The following is a 15,645-nucleotide window of genomic DNA, read 5'->3' as shown; positions in this document are numbered from 1 at the left end:
AAGGCGGCCCGTACCCGGGCACGGAAACGCCGGAGGCTCGACCTGCGCCAGAGCCGATGCGGGCCAGAGAGCGCGAAGGAGCGGGGATCGAGGATGCCGGGCATGCGCGCGAATCGGTGCGGGGCGGACCGTCTGAGGGCGTGCGGATGTGGGAGGCCCGGCCTGGGGCGGAGCCGATGTGGGCCGGTGGGGTCGGAGGCGCCGGGGTGGCGGCTGGGTCTGCGCGGGAGTCGGTGTGGGGCGGTGGGGCCTTGGGTGCGGGGATGCGAGGCGACGGGTGTGTTCCTGAATCGGCGCGGGTGAGCGGGGCTGTGGGCGGGCCGATGTGGGGCGGCCGGTCTGGAGGCGCGAGGGTGCGGCAGGCTCGATCTGGGGCGGAGCCGATGTGGGCCGGTGGGGTCGAAGCTGCCGGTATGGGCGATGCCGGGGGTGTCCCTGAGCCGACGACGGTCGCCGGGGCTGTGGGCGGGCCGATGCGGGTCGGTGAGGCCGCGGGGCATGGAATGCGTGATGTCGGTGGTATGCGTGATTCGATGTGGGGCGGCTGGTCTGGGGGACAGCCGGGGCGGGGCGATGCGGCCGCGGTCGAGCGGACGCGGGATGTTCGGACCTCGACTGAGTCGACGTGGGTTGGCGAGGGTGTCGCGGAGTCGGGGCGAGATGTTGAGTTGGCGTGGGGAGTCGGGCCGGGGCATGCGGCTGTTGCCATTGCTGCGTTGGTTGCCGTGATCGGGTTGGGGCTGTGGTTGGGGCGGCCAGGGGGCGAAACAAGTTCCGCGGCACCGTCGTCTGGCAGGACTACCCCTGCTGTTCCCGCATCGTTGGTGCCGCCCCAGTCGGCGCAGGCGGCGACGCCGAATGTGGTGATTCCGGGTGTGGGGCAACTGTGCAATCCGGATATCGACGGCGTTAGTACCGCTGCCGACGGAACACTGCTCGCATGTCGAACTGTGGGTGGTGGCAGCGCGAATTGGGTTCCCGCGCAGCCCTTCGGGGAGATACCCGAACAGCAGTCGGAACCCACGATCGTCGGCAATGGAAATCCGCATGTGGACAACTCGGCCAATGGCGACTCGGGCAACGACAAGCCGAACAAGGGCAAGCCCGGCCATGGCGGTCGCGCCAAGCCGGGAAAGTAAGGCAGTGGCGAGCCAGGTAAGTAGAGCAGTGGCGAGTGCGCACCTCGGCAGCTGCGGCAGTCGCGCCGCTCGGTAAGTAGGAATACGTAGGGGAGCTCACACTGTTCGAGGATGGGTGGCGGGGCTAGGGTCGGGGATAGGTTCGGGCGATGCGGTTTCGATCGGGTTGCCGCCCCACTCCGCAATGGCGCGGCCACCTGCCTGGTCCCAGTGATGGAGGTCAGTGATGGGGGAACAGTTCGGGAAGTACCGGCTCGACCGTTTGCTCGGGCGGGGCGGTATGGGGGCGGTATGGCTGGCGCATGACAGCGAAACCGGGCGCACGGTCGCGCTGAAGGTGCTGGCGGAGCAGGTGGCCGCCGATGCGGACTATCGAAAGCGGTTCCAGCGGGAGGCGCGGCTCGGATCGAGTCTGCGACATCCGCATATCGTGCCGATCCACGGTTTCGGGGAACTCGACGGCCGGTTGTACATCGATATGGAGTACATCGATGGCATCGACCTGGCCGAAATGCTGACCAGGGTGGGCACTTTGACACCCACCGCGGCCGTCGACTTCGTGACGCAGGCGGCCTCGGGTCTGGACGCGGCGCATCGAGCCGGGCTGATCCACCGTGACGTCAAACCGTCGAACATCCTGGTCGGCACCGGTGGGCACGCATATCTGATCGACTTCGGCATCGCGCAGAGCCTGGGCCAGACGGCCGTCACCGCCACCGGCATGGCCATCGGCAGCTGGGCCTATATGGCGCCGGAACGTTTCAACGGCACCGTCGACGCCCGCTCCGACGTCTACTCCCTGGCCTGCGTCCTCTACGAATGCCTGACCGGCCGCCGCCCCTACGGCGACACCGACCCGGCCCGTCAGATGCACGGCCACCTGATGACCGACCCGCCCCGCGTGTCAACCGTGAACCCCGCTGTCCCATCGGAATTGGACGCGGTAATCGCCCGCGGCATGGCCAAGGACCAGACCCACCGCTATCCCACCGCCCGCGAATTCGCCGCCGCCGCCTACACAGCCACCGCCTTCGCGCGCCTCCCACACCCCGCACCGCATCGATCGACACCCGACGTGGCCAGCCCCTCGGCCCAGCACTCGACACCCAATGCGCCGACTGCATCCGCTCGGCCACCAGCTGTGCTCTCCGCGCAGCCTCCACTCCCAGATGCGCTGCGGCCACGTGCGTCGCAATCGGCTTCAGCGCAGCCTGCGCACCCGGATGCGCCGCAGTCGCATACGCCGCGGTCGGCACCCCGGCCTCCGCTCTCAGACGCACCACAGCCGCACGTGCCGTTACCGCAGACCCGACGGCCGACAGCAGATGCGCAGCCGACACCCACGCGGGTGGAGACGCACCCGCCTTCTCCGTCGGCAGAATCACCAGCGTCACCCGTCAAGTCGCCGAAGCCACTCGATCCCACCAAGATCCTGCCCGAGCCCGGCCCAACGCCGACACTCGTGGCAACCCGTTTGGCACCGTCACCGGTGAGACCCGCCGCACCGCAGCATTCTCCATGGTCACCGAATCGTCCTGCGGTCCAACCGACGCCGGTCTTCCGCGCAGCGAAACGCGCTGCACCACAACCGAAGCGGGCTCCGCTTGCTCCCCGCTGGTCGGTCTCACAGCGCCGCCCATGGATCGCGTCACCGCCACGCAAGTATCAGCGTCGGCGCCGTAAGTCCTTCCTGTCCAGGCTGGTCGGCGCACTCGTCGTCCTATTCCTGACCCCGTTCATGCTGGCCGCGGGCTGTGCCGCGCTGATCGCCTTCGGCAATACCGGCAGTGGCGGCGGTACGCGCACGGCCGATCCATCGGCTGCGGTACGCGACGGCGATACCGCGCAATCAGCCGAACCGCCAGCGCCGGTGTCCGCGGGTTTGCACAGCCCGGTGCGCGACGGCAAGTTCGAATTCGTGGTCACCTCGGTGGATTCCGGTGTTCCGCGGATCGGATTGCAGAATGCGAGCGGCTCCTACTCCGTGGTCACGGTCGCGGTCCGCAATATCTCCGATGAGCCGAAGTGGTTCCTGCCCGTCGGTCAACGTCTCGTGGACACCCAGGGCCGCGAGGTCGACCACAACGCGATCGCGACCATGTGGCAGACCACCCAGCGCCGCTACGGCTACTCGTTCGAACTCCAGCCGGGCCAATCGGCCACCACCCAGCTGGTCTTCGACGTCGCGCAGGATGCCACCCCGAGTCGGCTCGAACTACACGACTTCATGCTCTCCAACGGCGCCACCGTCGAACTGAACTAGCGCGGCCAGGGACGCATGCACCGCTTGCCGTCCGATCGTCAATGCCTGGTAGAGCAGCGCGGTGTCGCGCGCGGCGCTGTCCACATCCGGGGAGCCGATGGGCGGGTGGATTTGCAGAGCCGCGTCCCCGAGACCCGCCAGGAAGTTGTCCTCGACGGCCTGCTGATGCGGCCGCTGCAGCCAGGCGCGGTACGCCCCCGGTGCCCTCACGCGCAGATAGCTACCCCCGACGACCTGGTGCAGCCGAGGCGCGGGTGGGCGTTTTTCATCGGTGCGCCGGGTGCGCAGCACCAAGGCGTGCGTCGCGCCGTCGCGCACCGCGGTGCGGATCGGCACCGTTTCGGACAGACCGCCGTCGAGGTATTCGGCACCCCCGAGCGGGACCGGCGGACCCGCGAGAATCGGCAGCCCCGCCGAGGCCCGCAGTGCCGTCATCAGCGTGGGTTTGTCGACAATGTGACGGCGCAGATCGACCGCGTGCCCGGTGCGGATATCGGTGCCGATCGGATGAAAGGTGGTGCTATTGGCCAGAATTGCCGGAAAATCCATCGGCTCGATGCCGTCGTAGACCTCGTTCACCAGGTAGTCCAGATCGAAGGCGGGCCGCCCGCGCAGCAGCCGGGCCGGATCGACCGCGCGCCGCATGATCACCGGATCGGTCCAGGCCCGCATGCCCGACAGTGCCCGCCCGCACAAGAACCAGGCGGCGTTGATCGCGCCTGCCGAAGTGCCGTATACGGCATCGAAAACCGCGGCGAGCCCGAGTTCCTCGAGCGCCTGCACCATCCCACTGGAGTAGACGCCGCGGCTGCCACCACCCTCGACGACCAAGGCGAGGCGGTATCCGTCGGCGCGGCTGGCTGATTCACGTCGGCCGCGGATGACCTCCGCGACGGTGGGCACGACGGCAGAGCTGGTCACCGATCCACGATACGACAGAGCGGGCGCGGACGTAGGTGTCCAGCGCCCGCTCCGAGACGGTCTTCGCCAGCTGTTTACTTGATCTCTGCCAGCACGGTGCCCTGAGTGATGGCCGCGCCCGCCTCCACGGACAGTCCGGTGACCACACCGGCCTTGTGCGCGTTGACCGGGTTCTCCATCTTCATGGCCTCGAGCACCACGATCAGATCGCCCGCCTCGACCGACTGGCCCTCTTCGACCGCGACCTTGACCACGGTGCCCTGCATCGGCGCGGTGACCGCGTCACCGGAGGCCGCACCGCCGCCCGCACCGCCGCGCTTGCGCGGCTTGGGCTTCTTGCGGATCACTCCGGCGCCATTGCTGCCCGCGCCCGCGGCGCCGGCGCCGGCGGTGAAGTTGCCCGGCAGCGACACCTCGACCCGACGACCGCCGACCTCGACGACGACCTTCTGTCGCGGCAGATCCTCGTCCTCGTCAGCGGCGGCACCGGCCGGGGTGTACGGCTCGACGGTGTTGACCCACTCGGTCTCGATCCACTTGGTGTAGACGTCGAACTTCTCGCCGTCACCGATGAACGCCGGATCCTCGACGATCGCGCGGTGGAACGGGATGACCGTCGCCAGCCCCTCGACGTGGAATTCGGCCAGCGCGCGCCGGGCCCGCTGCAGCGCCTGCTCCCGGTTCTCGCCGGTGACGATCAGCTTGGCCAGCATCGAGTCGAACTGACCGCCGATCACGCTGCCCTGCACCACACCGGAATCCACGCGCACGCCGGGGCCACTCGGCTCCTCGTACACCGACACCGGACCGGGCGCGGGCAGGAAGCCGCGCCCGGCGTCCTCACCGTTGATCCGGAATTCGAAGGCGTGCCCGCGCGGCGTCGGATCCTCTTTGATCGCCAGCTCGTGGCCCTCGGCGATACGGAACTGCTGACGCACCAGGTCGATTCCGGCGGTCTCCTCGGTGACCGGGTGCTCGACCTGCAGGCGGGTGTTCACCTCGAGGAACGACACGGTGTCGCCCTGCACCAGGTACTCCACGGTGCCCGCACCGTAGTAACCGGCTTCCTTGCAGATTGCCTTGGCCGAAGCGTGGATACGCGCGCGCTGATCATCGGTCAGGAACGGCGCGGGCGCCTCCTCGACCAGCTTCTGGAACCGGCGCTGCAGCGAGCAGTCACGGGTACCGGCAACGACGACATTGCCGTGCTTGTCGGCGATGACCTGTGCCTCGACGTGGCGGGCCTTGTCCAGGTACTGCTCGACGAAGCATTCACCGCGACCGAACGCCGCGGTGGCCTCGCGGACAGCGGAGTCGAACAGCTCCGGAATCTCCTCAATGGTGTGCGCGACCTTCATACCGCGACCGCCACCACCGAAGGCGGCCTTGATCGCGACGGGCACGCCGTACTCCTTGGCGAACTCCACCACCTCGGCCGCGTTCTTGACCGGATCCTTGGTGCCCGCCGCCATCGGCGCCTTCGCACGCTCGGCGATGTGGCGCGCGGTGACCTTGTCACCGAGGTCGCGGATGGACTGCGGGGAGGGTCCGATCCAGATCAGCCCGGCGTCGATGACGGCCTGGGCGAAGTCGGCGTTCTCGGAAAGGAATCCGTAGCCGGGGTGGATGGCGTCGGCGCCGGACTTGGCCGCGGCGTCGAGGATCTTGTCGAAGACGAGGTACGACTCGGCCGAGGTCTGCCCGCCGAGGGCGAACGCCTCGTCGGCGAGTTTCACGAAGGGGGCATCGGCATCCGGCTCCGCGTACACCGCGACACTGCCGATACCGGCATCCTTGGCCGCCCGGATCACGCGAACGGCGATCTCGCCTCGGTTAGCTACGAGTACCTTCGATATCCGCGCGCTGGCATGGCTGGGCACTGAGCCTCCTGTTAGCAATCTTCTTGGTCGCCCCGTGGTCGACATACTTCCGTCTCGGGCGAGTGTAGGCAGTCTGCCAACAACCGCCGCACTCGGATAGCCCTACTCAACAGTAGGTCGCACATCACAATGCGCCTTCGGTTGTGATGCGCCCAGATCACGGCTACCGGGCGCGCGCCTTGCGGGTACCGACCGTCGGTGCGCCACCCGGTTCATACCCCTTGGCAATCGGCATGCGCACCGAGTTGCCCCATTCGGTCCAGGACCCGTCGTAATTGCGCACGTTTTCGAACCCGAGCAGATAGGTCAGCACGAACCAGGTGTGGCTGGACCGCTCGCCGACCCGGCTGTAGACGACCAGATCATCCGCGACCGCCAGCGCGCCATAGATATCGTCCAATTCGGCGCGGGAACGGAAGCGCCCGTCGCTGTGGAAGGCCTCGGTCCACGGAATGTTGGTCGCGGTCGGAATATGTCCGCCGCGCAGCGCCGCGTCCTCGGGATTGGCGGGCGGCTGGATCAGCTCACCGGAGTACTCCTCGGGGGAGCGCACGTCGATCAGCGGCTTGCCGAGGTGGGCGAGCACATCCTCGCGGAACGCCCGCACCGAACTGTCATCGCGCCGGACCGTCGGATATTCGCTGCGCGGCAGGTAGGGCGGGTCGAAGGTGGTGTCGCGCACCTCGGAGATCCACGCGTCCCGTCCGCCGTCGAGCAGTCGCACATCCGGATGCCCGAACAGGGTGAAGACCCAGAACGTATGCGCGGCCTGCGCGTTGCCGCGATCGCCGTAGATCACCACGGTATCGTCGCGCTCGATTCCCTTGGCGCGCATCAATTCGGTGAACCGGACACCGTCGATATAGTCACGCGTAACCGGATCGTTGAGGTCGCCTCGCCAATCGACCTTGGTGGCGCCTGGAACGTGACCGATGTCATAGAGCAGGATGTCCTCATTGGACTCGATGATCTTCAGCCCCGACGTGCCGATGTTTGCCGACAGCCACTCTGTGGTTACTAGTCGGTGAGGATGTGCGTACGAACCGAAGGCTGGATGAGAGTCCGGGGCAACGGGCACGATATGGGTCCTTCACACGAGGTAGACGGGTGGTTACAGCGGTTCGGGTCTCACGCCGATGTTAGGTGTGAGGCGTTTAGTGAAACTCGTTTCAGATCACAAATCGGCTGAATGGGCGAATAAATCGCACCCTCATCCGATAAAGTCTCCCGGGAGGAGGGGTGAGCTATGTCCGATTCTTGGCCGAGGCGTCGACTGCTCGCGATCCTACGTGGCGCCAGCGAACCTCTCGACGCCCAAGAACTGGCCAGAATCACCGGACAGCACGTCACCACTGTTCGGTTCCATCTGGATGTGCTTACCAGGGAATCGCTGGTGCGGCAGTTCCAACAACCACCGCGCGGCCGTGGGCGCCCGCGCATCGGCTACAGCGCGGTGCAGCGATCGGTTGGTTATCAGGAACTGGCCCAGGTCCTGGCCGATCAGCTCGGTCCCGATCCACGGCGTCGCTCCGAGGCGGCCATTGCCGCCGGACGTGCCTGGGGCGCCAAACTCGACGCGGGCGACCACGCGGTCGAAACGCTGGAGGACGCCAAGGACGTCACCATGACGCTGATGTCCGAACTGGGTTTCGCGCCGGAGCGTGACGCGGCCGCCGAAACCGATCAGCAGGTCCTGATCCGGCTCACCGCCTGCCCGCTGCGCGAACTCGCGCGCACCCATTCCGAGGTGGTGTGCGGCGTGCACCTGGGCTTGATCAAAGAGGTGCTCGACCGGAACGGCGTGCGCGGTGAAGTGAATGTCCGGCTGCAACCGTTCGTCGAGCCGGAACTCTGCGTGGTTCGATTGGAACTCATGGCACGGCGGGAGCCGGAGCGCGACGCGACACCGGTGCCGATCGGCGCGGAAGCCGGGGCGGAGGCACGGATCGCACCGCCGTCAGCTGGGCGAATGGCGCCACAACTGCGCAATGCCGACCCCAATGTCGCCAAGCAGTCGGCGCAGCAGTGGTAGTCCGATCCCGATAACGCTCGATGGATCGCCGTCGATGCGATCGACGAACCAACCGCCCATGCCATCGAGAGTGAAAGCACCGGCCACCTGCAACGGCTCGCCGGTCGCTATGTAGGCGTCCAGCTCCTCGGGTTCGGGCTTGGCGAAATGCACTGTGGTGGAACTGCAGTCGACGGATTCAGCGACGATTTCGCCGTCGCGCATGCGCAAGACGCAGTGGCCGGTAATGAGATCCGCACTGCGCCCGGCCATTTCGGACCAGCGGGCCCGCGCGACCTCGGGCGTATGCGGCTTGCCCAGGAGTTCGCCGTCCACGAGCAGCATCGAATCACAGCCGACCACAACGCAATCCGCGGCGAAATCCGGAATCGTGGCGGCCACCGACCGTGCCTTGGCCCGTGCGAGCTCTACCACGACGACTTCGGGCGCCGTGCCGGGCGGCAGCGCCGCGGCAACGGCGTCCTCGTCGACATCGGAGATCCGGACGACGGGTTCGATGCCCGCCGAGCGCAATACCGCGCGGCGGGCGGGCGAGGCGGAGGCGAGAACGAGTCTCGTCATCCGATCAGTCGCGCAGGTGTGACAGTTGCGGGAAAGAGTACGGAGAGAACGGTGAGGTGCCGCGGTGCATCAGGGTCGGGCGACCCCAGGAGTCGGACGGACCGACCGGTCCGCTACTCGCGGAGCCGTTCGCGGCCGCCGACAGCACACATACCAGCGCCGCGACTTCCTCGTCGGACGGCGCACCCTTGATGACTCGGATGAACGGCTGCTCGGCCACCACTGGGGCCGGTGCTGCCGCTGGTGCGGCCGCCTCGACCGCATCCGCGATCGGGTCGACTGTGAGATCCAGTTCGACGGCGGTCAACACATCTTCATCTGCCACGGTCGTCACAGTGCCAGATCCTCTCTCTATTTCGATCGAGCCCATGCCCAACTCGAAGACATATGGATCAAGCGATCATCATCCTCGAATCGACTCATTGCGTCTCTGCAACCAGTGTGCGCGGCCCATCGAGGTTATCGCTTGATCACAGCGGAATGTTGCCGTGCTTCTTCGGCGGCAGGGTGACCATTTTGCGCTCGAGCAAACGCAGCGCCGAGACGATCTGGCCGCGGGTGTGCGAGGGCGGGATGACCGCGTCGACGTACCCGCGCTCGGCGGCCACGTACGGGTTCACGAGGGTGTCCTCGTACTCGTTCTGCAGCTCCAGGCGCAGCGCATCGACATCGTTTCCGCTCTTCGCGGCCTCTTGCAGCTGCTTGCGGTAGACGAAGCCGACGGCGCCCGAGGCGCCCATCACGGCGATCTGAGCACTCGGCCACGCGAGGTTCACATCGGCGCCCATGTGCTTGGAACCCATCACGTCGTAGGCGCCACCGTAAGCCTTGCGGGTGATGATCGTGATTTTGCCCACAGTCGCCTCACCGTAGGCGTAGAGGAGCTTCGCGCCGCGCCGGATGATGCCGTTGTATTCCTGGCCGGTGCCGGGCAGGAAGCCGGGAACATCGACCAGGGTGATGATCGGGATATTGAACGCGTCGCAGGTTCGCACGAAGCGCGCGGCCTTCTCCGAGGCGTCGATATCGAGGCAGCCCGCGAACTGGGTCGGCTGGTTGGCGACGATGCCGACGCTGCGGCCGTCGATCCGGCCGAAGCCGACGATGATGTTCATCGCGCGCTCGGCCTGCACCTCGAGGAATTCGTCGTCGTCGAGCAGGCGGCGGATGACCTCGTGCATGTCATAGGGCTGGTTCGGCGAATCCGGGATGATCGTGTCCAGCTCGAGGTCCTCGTCGGTGAGCGAATCCTCGATGGCGCCGGTGATCGGGTCGGTGGCCGGGAAGCGCGGGGCCTCGGCGCGGTTGTTGCTCGGCAGGTAGCTCAGCAGATCCTTGACGTAGTCCAGCGCGTCCTGCTCGCCGGAGGCGACATAGTGCGCGACACCGGATTTCGTCATGTGGGTATGCGCACCGCCGAGGTCCTCCATGGTGACGTCCTCACCGGTGACCGTCTTGATGACATCCGGTCCGGTGACGAACATCTGGCTGGTGCCGTCGACCATGACGACGAAGTCGGTCAGCGCAGGCGAATAGACGTGCCCACCGGCGGCCGGACCCATGATCAGCGAGATCTGCGGGATCACGCCCGAGGCCTGGATATTGCGGTGGAAGATCTCGCCGTAGAGGCCGAGCGAGACGACGCCCTCCTGGATGCGCGCGCCCGCGCCCTCGTTGATGCCGATCAGCGGGCGGCCGGTCTTGAGCGCCAGATCCATCACCTTGACGATCTTCTCGCCGTAGACCTCGCCGAGGCTGCCACCGAAGACGGTGACGTCCTGGCTGAAGATGCAGACGTCGCGGCCGTCGATGGTGCCGTAGCCGGTCACCACGCCGTCGCCGAGTGGCCGGTTGTTCTCCAGGCCGAAGTTCACGCTGCGGTGGCGGGCCAGCGCGTCCAGTTCTACGAAGGAGCCCTCGTCCAGCAGTGCGAGGATGCGCTCGCGGGCGGTCATCTTGCCCTTGGCGTGCACCTTGTCGACCGCGGCTTCACCCATGGGGTGCTTGGCCTCTTCCAGCCGATTCCGCAGATCAGCCAGCTTCCCAGCGGTGGTGTGGATATCGGGGGCGCCCGCCGATTCCGATGCGGGCTGGTGCTGGACACTCGTCATGGCTCCGGAGTGTAACCAGTGCCAGTGCCTCTCGGTAACCGAGTGTCGCTTACCGGTCAGTAGAAAACCGCAGCTAGATCATGTTCCAACATGTGAATCGCGGCAAACTTCCTGGTCGAATGCCGACCCGAACGCGGTGCTAGAGGCGGGAAAATCAGTGGAGCTGTGCGGCGGTGCCCGGATACCCTGAGGACGTTCGCATTTCAGCTCGAGATAAGGGGGCAGTGCGGTGCATGGGAGGACGTACACCTAGCTGAGGAGCAGATCATGTGGGGATGGAGCAGCAGGGTCGCCGAGCACGCCGTGGCGACCTCGTGGACCAGCTGGCAGACCGTGGAAACCGAGCCGACCGTGCTGGATCCGCAGGAGTGGGCCGAGGTCGAAGCGGAATCCGATGACGGCATGTCCGTCGCGGTACCGATTCGCGAGTACGACCTCGTCGGATAGCCTGCCGGTGTGCACAGGCCACCGTTGGATGCAGAGCAGTTGCGGCGCAGTCTCACCGAGTCGCCCGAGCTGTCGTTCTTCTCCCACATCGCTGTGGTGGAGTCGACCGGGTCCACCAATGCGGACCTGATCGCTCGGGCCGGAGAGCTCGACGCCGATCGCGCGGTACTGCTCGCCGAAACCCAAGAGCAGGGCCGGGGTCGGCACGCTCGGAGCTGGGTCAGCCCGCCGCGCGCACAGATAGCGATGTCGGTGTTGGTGCGGCTGCCGGGCATCGAGCCGGCCGCGCTCGGCTGGCTGCCGCTGCTCACCGGTGTCGCCGTGGTGGACGCACTGCGCGCGACCGCCGGTGTGGACGCGAATCTGAAGTGGCCCAACGATGTGCTGATCGATGGCCGCAAAGTCGCGGGCATCCTGGCCGAAGTCGCCTCCGGTGGTGGGGCGCCCGCCGTTGTCGTCGGGATCGGCCTGAACGTCGGTCTCACCGAGGCGGAACTGCCGGTGCCGCATGCCACTTCGCTCACGCTGGCGGGGGCGAAGGTCACCGACCGCACCGAGCTCGTGCGGTCACTGCTGACCGAATTCGCCCGCCGCTTCACCGCGTGGCGGGACGCCGGTTGGGCCAGCACCGACCTGATCGGCGTCTACCGCGACCGCTGCGCCACCCTCGGCGCACCCGTGCGCGCCGAACTGCCCGGCGGCCAGACCCTCGAGGGCATTGCCACCGACGTCGACAGCGCGGGCCGCCTGCGCATCGGCGAGCACGTCGTTTCCGCCGCCGATGTAACCCACCTGCGCGCCGACTACTGAACTGGAATCCCTTGCGGGGCAGCCGACAAGGGATTCCGGCGTCAGGGGATCAGACCGTTTGCATGATGCCGCGCGCCGCCTCGCGGGCGAGCAGGCGGTCGCGCTGTTCCTCGAACTTCAATACGTCCTTCTCCAGCTTCTCCAGGAATTCGCCGAGTTCCTGGCGCGCCCGTTCGCCGCGCGGTCCGAAGTCGTTGCGGTCGAAGACATTCCACTTCTTCAGCACCGGCTGCACCACCTCTTCGAGGTGCTGGCGCAGATCGTAGATGCCGTGCTTGGCCATCAGCGCGCCGTTGCGGCGGAAGTCGGGCATGCCGTAGCCGGGCATGACGAAGTTGGTGAGGATCTTGGTGATCGCCGCCATCGCCTGGTCGGGCACCAGATCCAGGCCCGCGGCGCAGAGATTGCGGTAGAAGATCATGTGCAGGTTCTCGTCGGCGGCGATGCGCTGCAGCATGCGATCGGCGATGGGGTCGTCGCAGACCCGGCCGGTATTGCGGTGGCTGACCCGGGTGGCCAGTTCCTGGAAGGTCACATATGCGACATTCACCAGGAATCCGCTCCAGGCGTCGGGTGAATGCACGCCGCGGGTCATATGGATCATGCGGGCCTGCTCGAGCGCGACCGGGTCGACCCCGCGAGTGACGACCAGATAGTCGCGCATGACGATGCCGTGCCGGTTCTCCTCGGCGGTCCAGCGCCCGACCCAGGAGCCCCACGCGCCGTGCGAGGAGAAGTTCTCCGAGATCTCGCGGTGGTAGGAGGGCAGGTTGTCCTCGGTGAGCAGGTTGGTGATCATCGCGGCCTTGGCGACCTCGTTCAGCTTGGACTGTTCCGGCTCCCAGTCCTGGCCGCCCATCGCGGCGAAGTTGCGACCTTCGTCCCACGGGACGTAGTCGTGCGGGTGCCAGTCCTTGGCCATCGACAGGTGGCGGTTCAGATTCTCTTCGGCCACCGGCTCGAGTTCGGTCAGGATTTCCAGCTGGGTCAGATCCTTGGTCACACACGCCTCCACGATCGTTTTCGACGTCTTGTCAAGCCGGACTTGTCTTTTCACAGGCAGAGCGTTGAGCAGAACAAAACGAGAGCTAGTCGAGCGGCGGAGCCGGGTCGAGCGGCTGCCGTCGGATCGAGGCTATGGAGCGATCCTGTGCGGAATCTCGAGGTTCCTCGAGAGCCTCTCGAGGTGGCGACGGCGCAAGGTGCCGATTGTGCAGCACGGCGCGCGTCGCTGTCCACGCTTTCCGGCGTGTTCTCGCGGTAGGGTTCCGGCATGGGTTATCCGGAGGAGGTGCTCGCCCCGGACGAGCAGTTGATACTCCATCGTCATCCGCATTGGAAAATGCTGTTCTGGCCGATCGTGACGCTCATCATCGCGACCGCGCTGGCCGGATTCGCTGGGGGACTGATCTGGCGCAGGACCGAGGGCACGACCCGCTCGATATTGCTGATCGTGGTGCTGGTCGTCTGGCTCGGCATCATCGTATGGCGTTGTGTCGCAAGGATTATCAGCTGGCAGTCGACACACTTCATCGTGACCGACCGCCGGGTGCTCATCCGGCAGGGCGTGATCACCCACACCGGCATCGATATTCCGATGAGCCGGATTTCGAGTGTGCAGTTCCGGCACGGTCTGTTCGACCGGATGCTCGGCACCGGCACCCTGATCATCGGATCGTCCTCGGAGGAACCGCTCGAATACGACGACATCCCGCAGGTGCAGAAGGTGCACGCACTGCTGTACCGGCAGGTGTTCGAGGAATCCCGGGATAATCTGGGGCAATGACCGCCGTACTGCTGGCCGAAGACGATGAGGCCATCGCCGCACCGCTGTCGCGTGCGCTCGGACGCGAGGGCTATTCGGTCACCGTGGAACGCTTCGGGCCCGCGGTGCTCGAACGCGCATTGGAGGGCGATCATGATCTGCTCATCCTCGATCTCGGCCTACCCGGTATGGACGGGCTCGAGGTGTGCAGGCAGGTGCGCGCCCGCGGTGCCGATCTGGCTGTCCTGATGCTCACCGCGCGCACCGATGAGGTGGACTTCGTCGTCGGGCTGGACGCGGGTGCGGACGACTACGTCGGCAAACCGTTCCGGCTGGCCGAATTGCTCGCCCGGGTGCGAGCTTTGTTGCGGCGCAGCGGAATCGGTGACGAGGCGGTCGAGGTCGGCGGTATCCGGCTGGAGCCCGCGGCGCGCCGGGTGCTGGTGAACGGCGTCGAAGTCGGTTTGGCCAACAAGGAATACGAGCTGCTCAAGGTATTGATCGATCGCGCGGGCCAGGTGGTGCCGCGCGAGACGATCCTGCGCGAGGTGTGGGGCGACGCCGAGCTGCGTGGTTCGAAAACCTTGGATATGCACATGTCCTGGCTGCGTCGCAAGATCGGTGACGAGGGTCCGATGGCCGAGCGACGCATCGTCACCGTGCGCGGTGTCGGCTTCCGGTTGAACACCGATTGATGGTGCGGCGCAACTGATATGAGACGCAGAATTCTGCGATCGATACTCACCGTGCTGACCATCACCACGGTGGTGCTCGGCGTCCCGCTGATCTACACCGCGTGGCTCTGGGTCGAGGACATCACCCGCAACGATCTGGAGAACCGGCTCGAGCGGATCGCCTCCGAGATCATCGCCCAGGAACACGGCGACGGCGCGGTGCTCGGCGAACTCGACACCCGGCTGGTGCGGCCGCTGATCCCCATGGACGGCAAGCTGACCATCATCTATCCGGCGCCGCAGGACAATGCGTCCCGGCTCGATATCGGCGCGGAGCAGGTCCACGATCCGGTGGTGGAATCGCTGGCGATGGGCACCAAGGGTTCGTTGCGCCTGGAGGTGCCGTCGGGGCCGATGCATACGCGGCAGATCCAGGCCGTCGCGGTGGTCGCCTTCGCGGTGCTCGCCTCACTGGGCGCGGCGGTGTCGGTGGCGATGATCACCGCGCGCCGGGTCGCCGATCCGCTACGCGACGTGGCGGCCCGCGCCGCGCGGCTGGCGATGGGGGACTTCCGGCCGGATCCGCGGCGGCACGGGATTTCCGAACTGGACCGGGTTTCCGATGTGCTCGATTCGGCGACCGTCGAGATCGCCGGGCGACTGCAGCGTGAGCACGCCCTGGTCGCGGATGTTTCGCATCAGCTGCGCAGTCGCCTGACCGCGGTGCGATTGCGGCTGGACGAGTTGTCCGCGCATTCCGATCCGGCCGTGGTGCACGAGGCCGAGGAAGCGATGGCGCAGGTCGACCGGCTGACCGATGCGATCGACGATCTGGTACGGGCCTCGCGCGACGAGGATGCCGCCGATCGCGATCCGGTGCCGGTAATGGACGAACTGCGCGGTGTTGTCGAGGAATGGTCGCATCCGTTCACCGAGGCGGGCCGGATCCTGCGGCTGATCGGCGACGAATCGCTGCGCGCCCCGATCACCGGTTCCCGGCTGCGCGAAGCACTGGCCGTGCTGGTCGACAATGCGCTGATGC

The 15,645-nt window shown here is 66.7% G+C and carries 15 protein-coding genes; 8 read left to right on the top strand and 7 right to left on the bottom strand.

The features are described from left to right. Positions 1–824 precede the first annotated feature (824 nt). Complete coding sequence (locus tag NP3_RS06475; RefSeq protein ID WP_063038764.1) at positions 825–1,139, top strand: hypothetical protein; 315 nt, start codon at positions 825–827, stop codon at positions 1,137–1,139. Between the two features lie 226 nt (positions 1,140–1,365). After that, positions 1,366–3,402, top strand: coding sequence for a serine/threonine-protein kinase (locus NP3_RS06470; protein WP_063038763.1), 2,037 nt, complete (start codon positions 1,366–1,368; stop codon positions 3,400–3,402). On the opposite strand, the gene NP3_RS06465 is transcribed toward NP3_RS06470, so the two are convergent. The 3 genes from NP3_RS06465 to NP3_RS06455 all read right to left on the bottom strand — a co-directional run bounded on the left by NP3_RS06465 (position 3,355) and on the right by NP3_RS06455 (position 7,281). Next, positions 3,355–4,323, bottom strand: coding sequence for a patatin-like phospholipase family protein (locus tag NP3_RS06465; RefSeq protein WP_084508271.1), 969 nt, complete (start codon positions 4,321–4,323; stop codon positions 3,355–3,357). The genes NP3_RS06470 and NP3_RS06465 overlap by 48 nt on opposite strands. A 74-nt stretch (positions 4,324–4,397) precedes the next feature. Beyond that, entirely contained in the window at positions 4,398–6,203 is a 1,806-nt protein-coding gene (locus tag NP3_RS06460) for an acetyl/propionyl/methylcrotonyl-CoA carboxylase subunit alpha (RefSeq protein ID WP_063038758.1), read from the bottom strand. A gap of 163 nt (positions 6,204–6,366) precedes the next feature. Next, positions 6,367–7,281, bottom strand: coding sequence for a sulfurtransferase (locus NP3_RS06455; RefSeq protein WP_063038756.1), 915 nt, complete (start codon positions 7,279–7,281; stop codon positions 6,367–6,369). Positions 7,282–7,449: 168 nt separating this feature from the next. Here NP3_RS06455 and NP3_RS06450 point away from each other — a divergent pair, with 168 nt between their 5' ends. After that, a complete protein-coding gene (locus tag NP3_RS06450) occupies positions 7,450–8,235 on the top strand; it encodes a helix-turn-helix transcriptional regulator (RefSeq protein WP_063038754.1) in 786 nt (261 codons plus the stop codon). On the opposite strand, the gene NP3_RS06445 is transcribed toward NP3_RS06450, so the two are convergent. The 3 genes from NP3_RS06445 to NP3_RS06435 all read right to left on the bottom strand — a co-directional run bounded on the left by NP3_RS06445 (position 8,161) and on the right by NP3_RS06435 (position 10,907). Continuing rightward, positions 8,161–8,796: a Maf family protein gene (locus tag NP3_RS06445; RefSeq protein WP_063038752.1), complete on the bottom strand. Its 636-nt coding sequence runs from the start codon at positions 8,794–8,796 to the stop codon at positions 8,161–8,163. The two genes, NP3_RS06450 and NP3_RS06445, sit on opposite strands and share 75 nt — an antisense overlap. A 4-nt stretch (positions 8,797–8,800) precedes the next feature. Beyond that, positions 8,801–9,121 carry an acyl-CoA carboxylase subunit epsilon gene (locus tag NP3_RS06440; protein ID WP_373864732.1) on the bottom strand — a complete coding sequence of 107 codons (321 nt, stop codon included), beginning with the start codon at positions 9,119–9,121 and terminating at the stop codon, positions 8,801–8,803. A gap of 145 nt (positions 9,122–9,266) precedes the next feature. After that, positions 9,267–10,907 (bottom strand): acyl-CoA carboxylase subunit beta, encoded by a 1,641-nt coding sequence (locus tag NP3_RS06435; RefSeq protein ID WP_040686987.1) that lies wholly within the window; start codon positions 10,905–10,907, stop codon positions 9,267–9,269. 267 nt (positions 10,908–11,174) lie between these two features. Between NP3_RS06435 and NP3_RS47675 the strand changes: the two genes are divergently transcribed. Both NP3_RS47675 and NP3_RS06430 read left to right on the top strand, forming a co-directional pair. Further along, complete coding sequence (locus tag NP3_RS47675; protein ID WP_157124156.1) at positions 11,175–11,354, top strand: hypothetical protein; 180 nt, start codon at positions 11,175–11,177, stop codon at positions 11,352–11,354. Between the two features lie 9 nt (positions 11,355–11,363). Further along, entirely contained in the window at positions 11,364–12,164 is an 801-nt protein-coding gene (locus NP3_RS06430) for a biotin--[acetyl-CoA-carboxylase] ligase (protein WP_063038748.1), read from the top strand. A 49-nt stretch (positions 12,165–12,213) separates the two neighbouring features. Here the strand turns inward: NP3_RS06430 and NP3_RS06425 are convergent, their stop codons facing one another. Continuing rightward, the gene (locus NP3_RS06425) at positions 12,214–13,167 is read right to left on the bottom strand and encodes an acyl-ACP desaturase (RefSeq protein WP_063038745.1); all 954 of its coding nucleotides are present in this window, start codon (positions 13,165–13,167) and stop codon (positions 12,214–12,216) included. Positions 13,168–13,437: 270 nt separating this feature from the next. Between NP3_RS06425 and NP3_RS06420 the strand changes: the two genes are divergently transcribed. From NP3_RS06420 to NP3_RS06410, 3 genes are all read left to right on the top strand, one after another. Continuing rightward, a complete protein-coding gene (locus NP3_RS06420) occupies positions 13,438–13,950 on the top strand; it encodes a PH domain-containing protein (RefSeq protein ID WP_063038743.1) in 513 nt (170 codons plus the stop codon). Next, positions 13,947–14,624 carry a response regulator transcription factor gene (locus NP3_RS06415; RefSeq protein ID WP_040686995.1) on the top strand — a complete coding sequence of 226 codons (678 nt, stop codon included), beginning with the start codon at positions 13,947–13,949 and terminating at the stop codon, positions 14,622–14,624. The genes NP3_RS06420 and NP3_RS06415 overlap by 4 nt, the downstream gene beginning before the upstream one ends. An 18-nt stretch (positions 14,625–14,642) precedes the next feature. Then, on the top strand, positions 14,643–15,645 hold a 1,003-nt coding region (locus tag NP3_RS06410), incomplete at its 3' end, for a sensor histidine kinase (RefSeq protein ID WP_063038766.1).

Source organism: Nocardia pseudovaccinii NBRC 100343 (assembly GCF_001613225.1).
Classification (GTDB): domain Bacteria; phylum Actinomycetota; class Actinomycetes; order Mycobacteriales; family Mycobacteriaceae; genus Nocardia; species Nocardia pseudovaccinii.
This window is presented reverse-complemented; position numbering and strand designations above follow the sequence as displayed.

Coding starts and splice junctions, on each gene's coding strand:
- NP3_RS06450 (WP_063038754.1), top strand. CDS start 7,450: ATGTCCGATTCTTGGCCGAGGCGTCGACTGCTCGCGATCCTACGTGGC.
- NP3_RS06445 (WP_063038752.1), bottom strand. CDS start 8,796: ATGACGAGACTCGTTCTCGCCTCCGCCTCGCCCGCCCGCCGCGCGGTA.
- NP3_RS06435 (WP_040686987.1), bottom strand. CDS start 10,907: ATGACGAGTGTCCAGCACCAGCCCGCATCGGAATCGGCGGGCGCCCCC.
- NP3_RS47675 (WP_157124156.1), top strand. CDS start 11,175: ATGTGGGGATGGAGCAGCAGGGTCGCCGAGCACGCCGTGGCGACCTCG.
- NP3_RS06420 (WP_063038743.1), top strand. CDS start 13,438: ATGGGTTATCCGGAGGAGGTGCTCGCCCCGGACGAGCAGTTGATACTC.
- NP3_RS06415 (WP_040686995.1), top strand. CDS start 13,947: ATGACCGCCGTACTGCTGGCCGAAGACGATGAGGCCATCGCCGCACCG.
- NP3_RS06470 (WP_063038763.1), top strand. CDS start 1,366: ATGGGGGAACAGTTCGGGAAGTACCGGCTCGACCGTTTGCTCGGGCGG.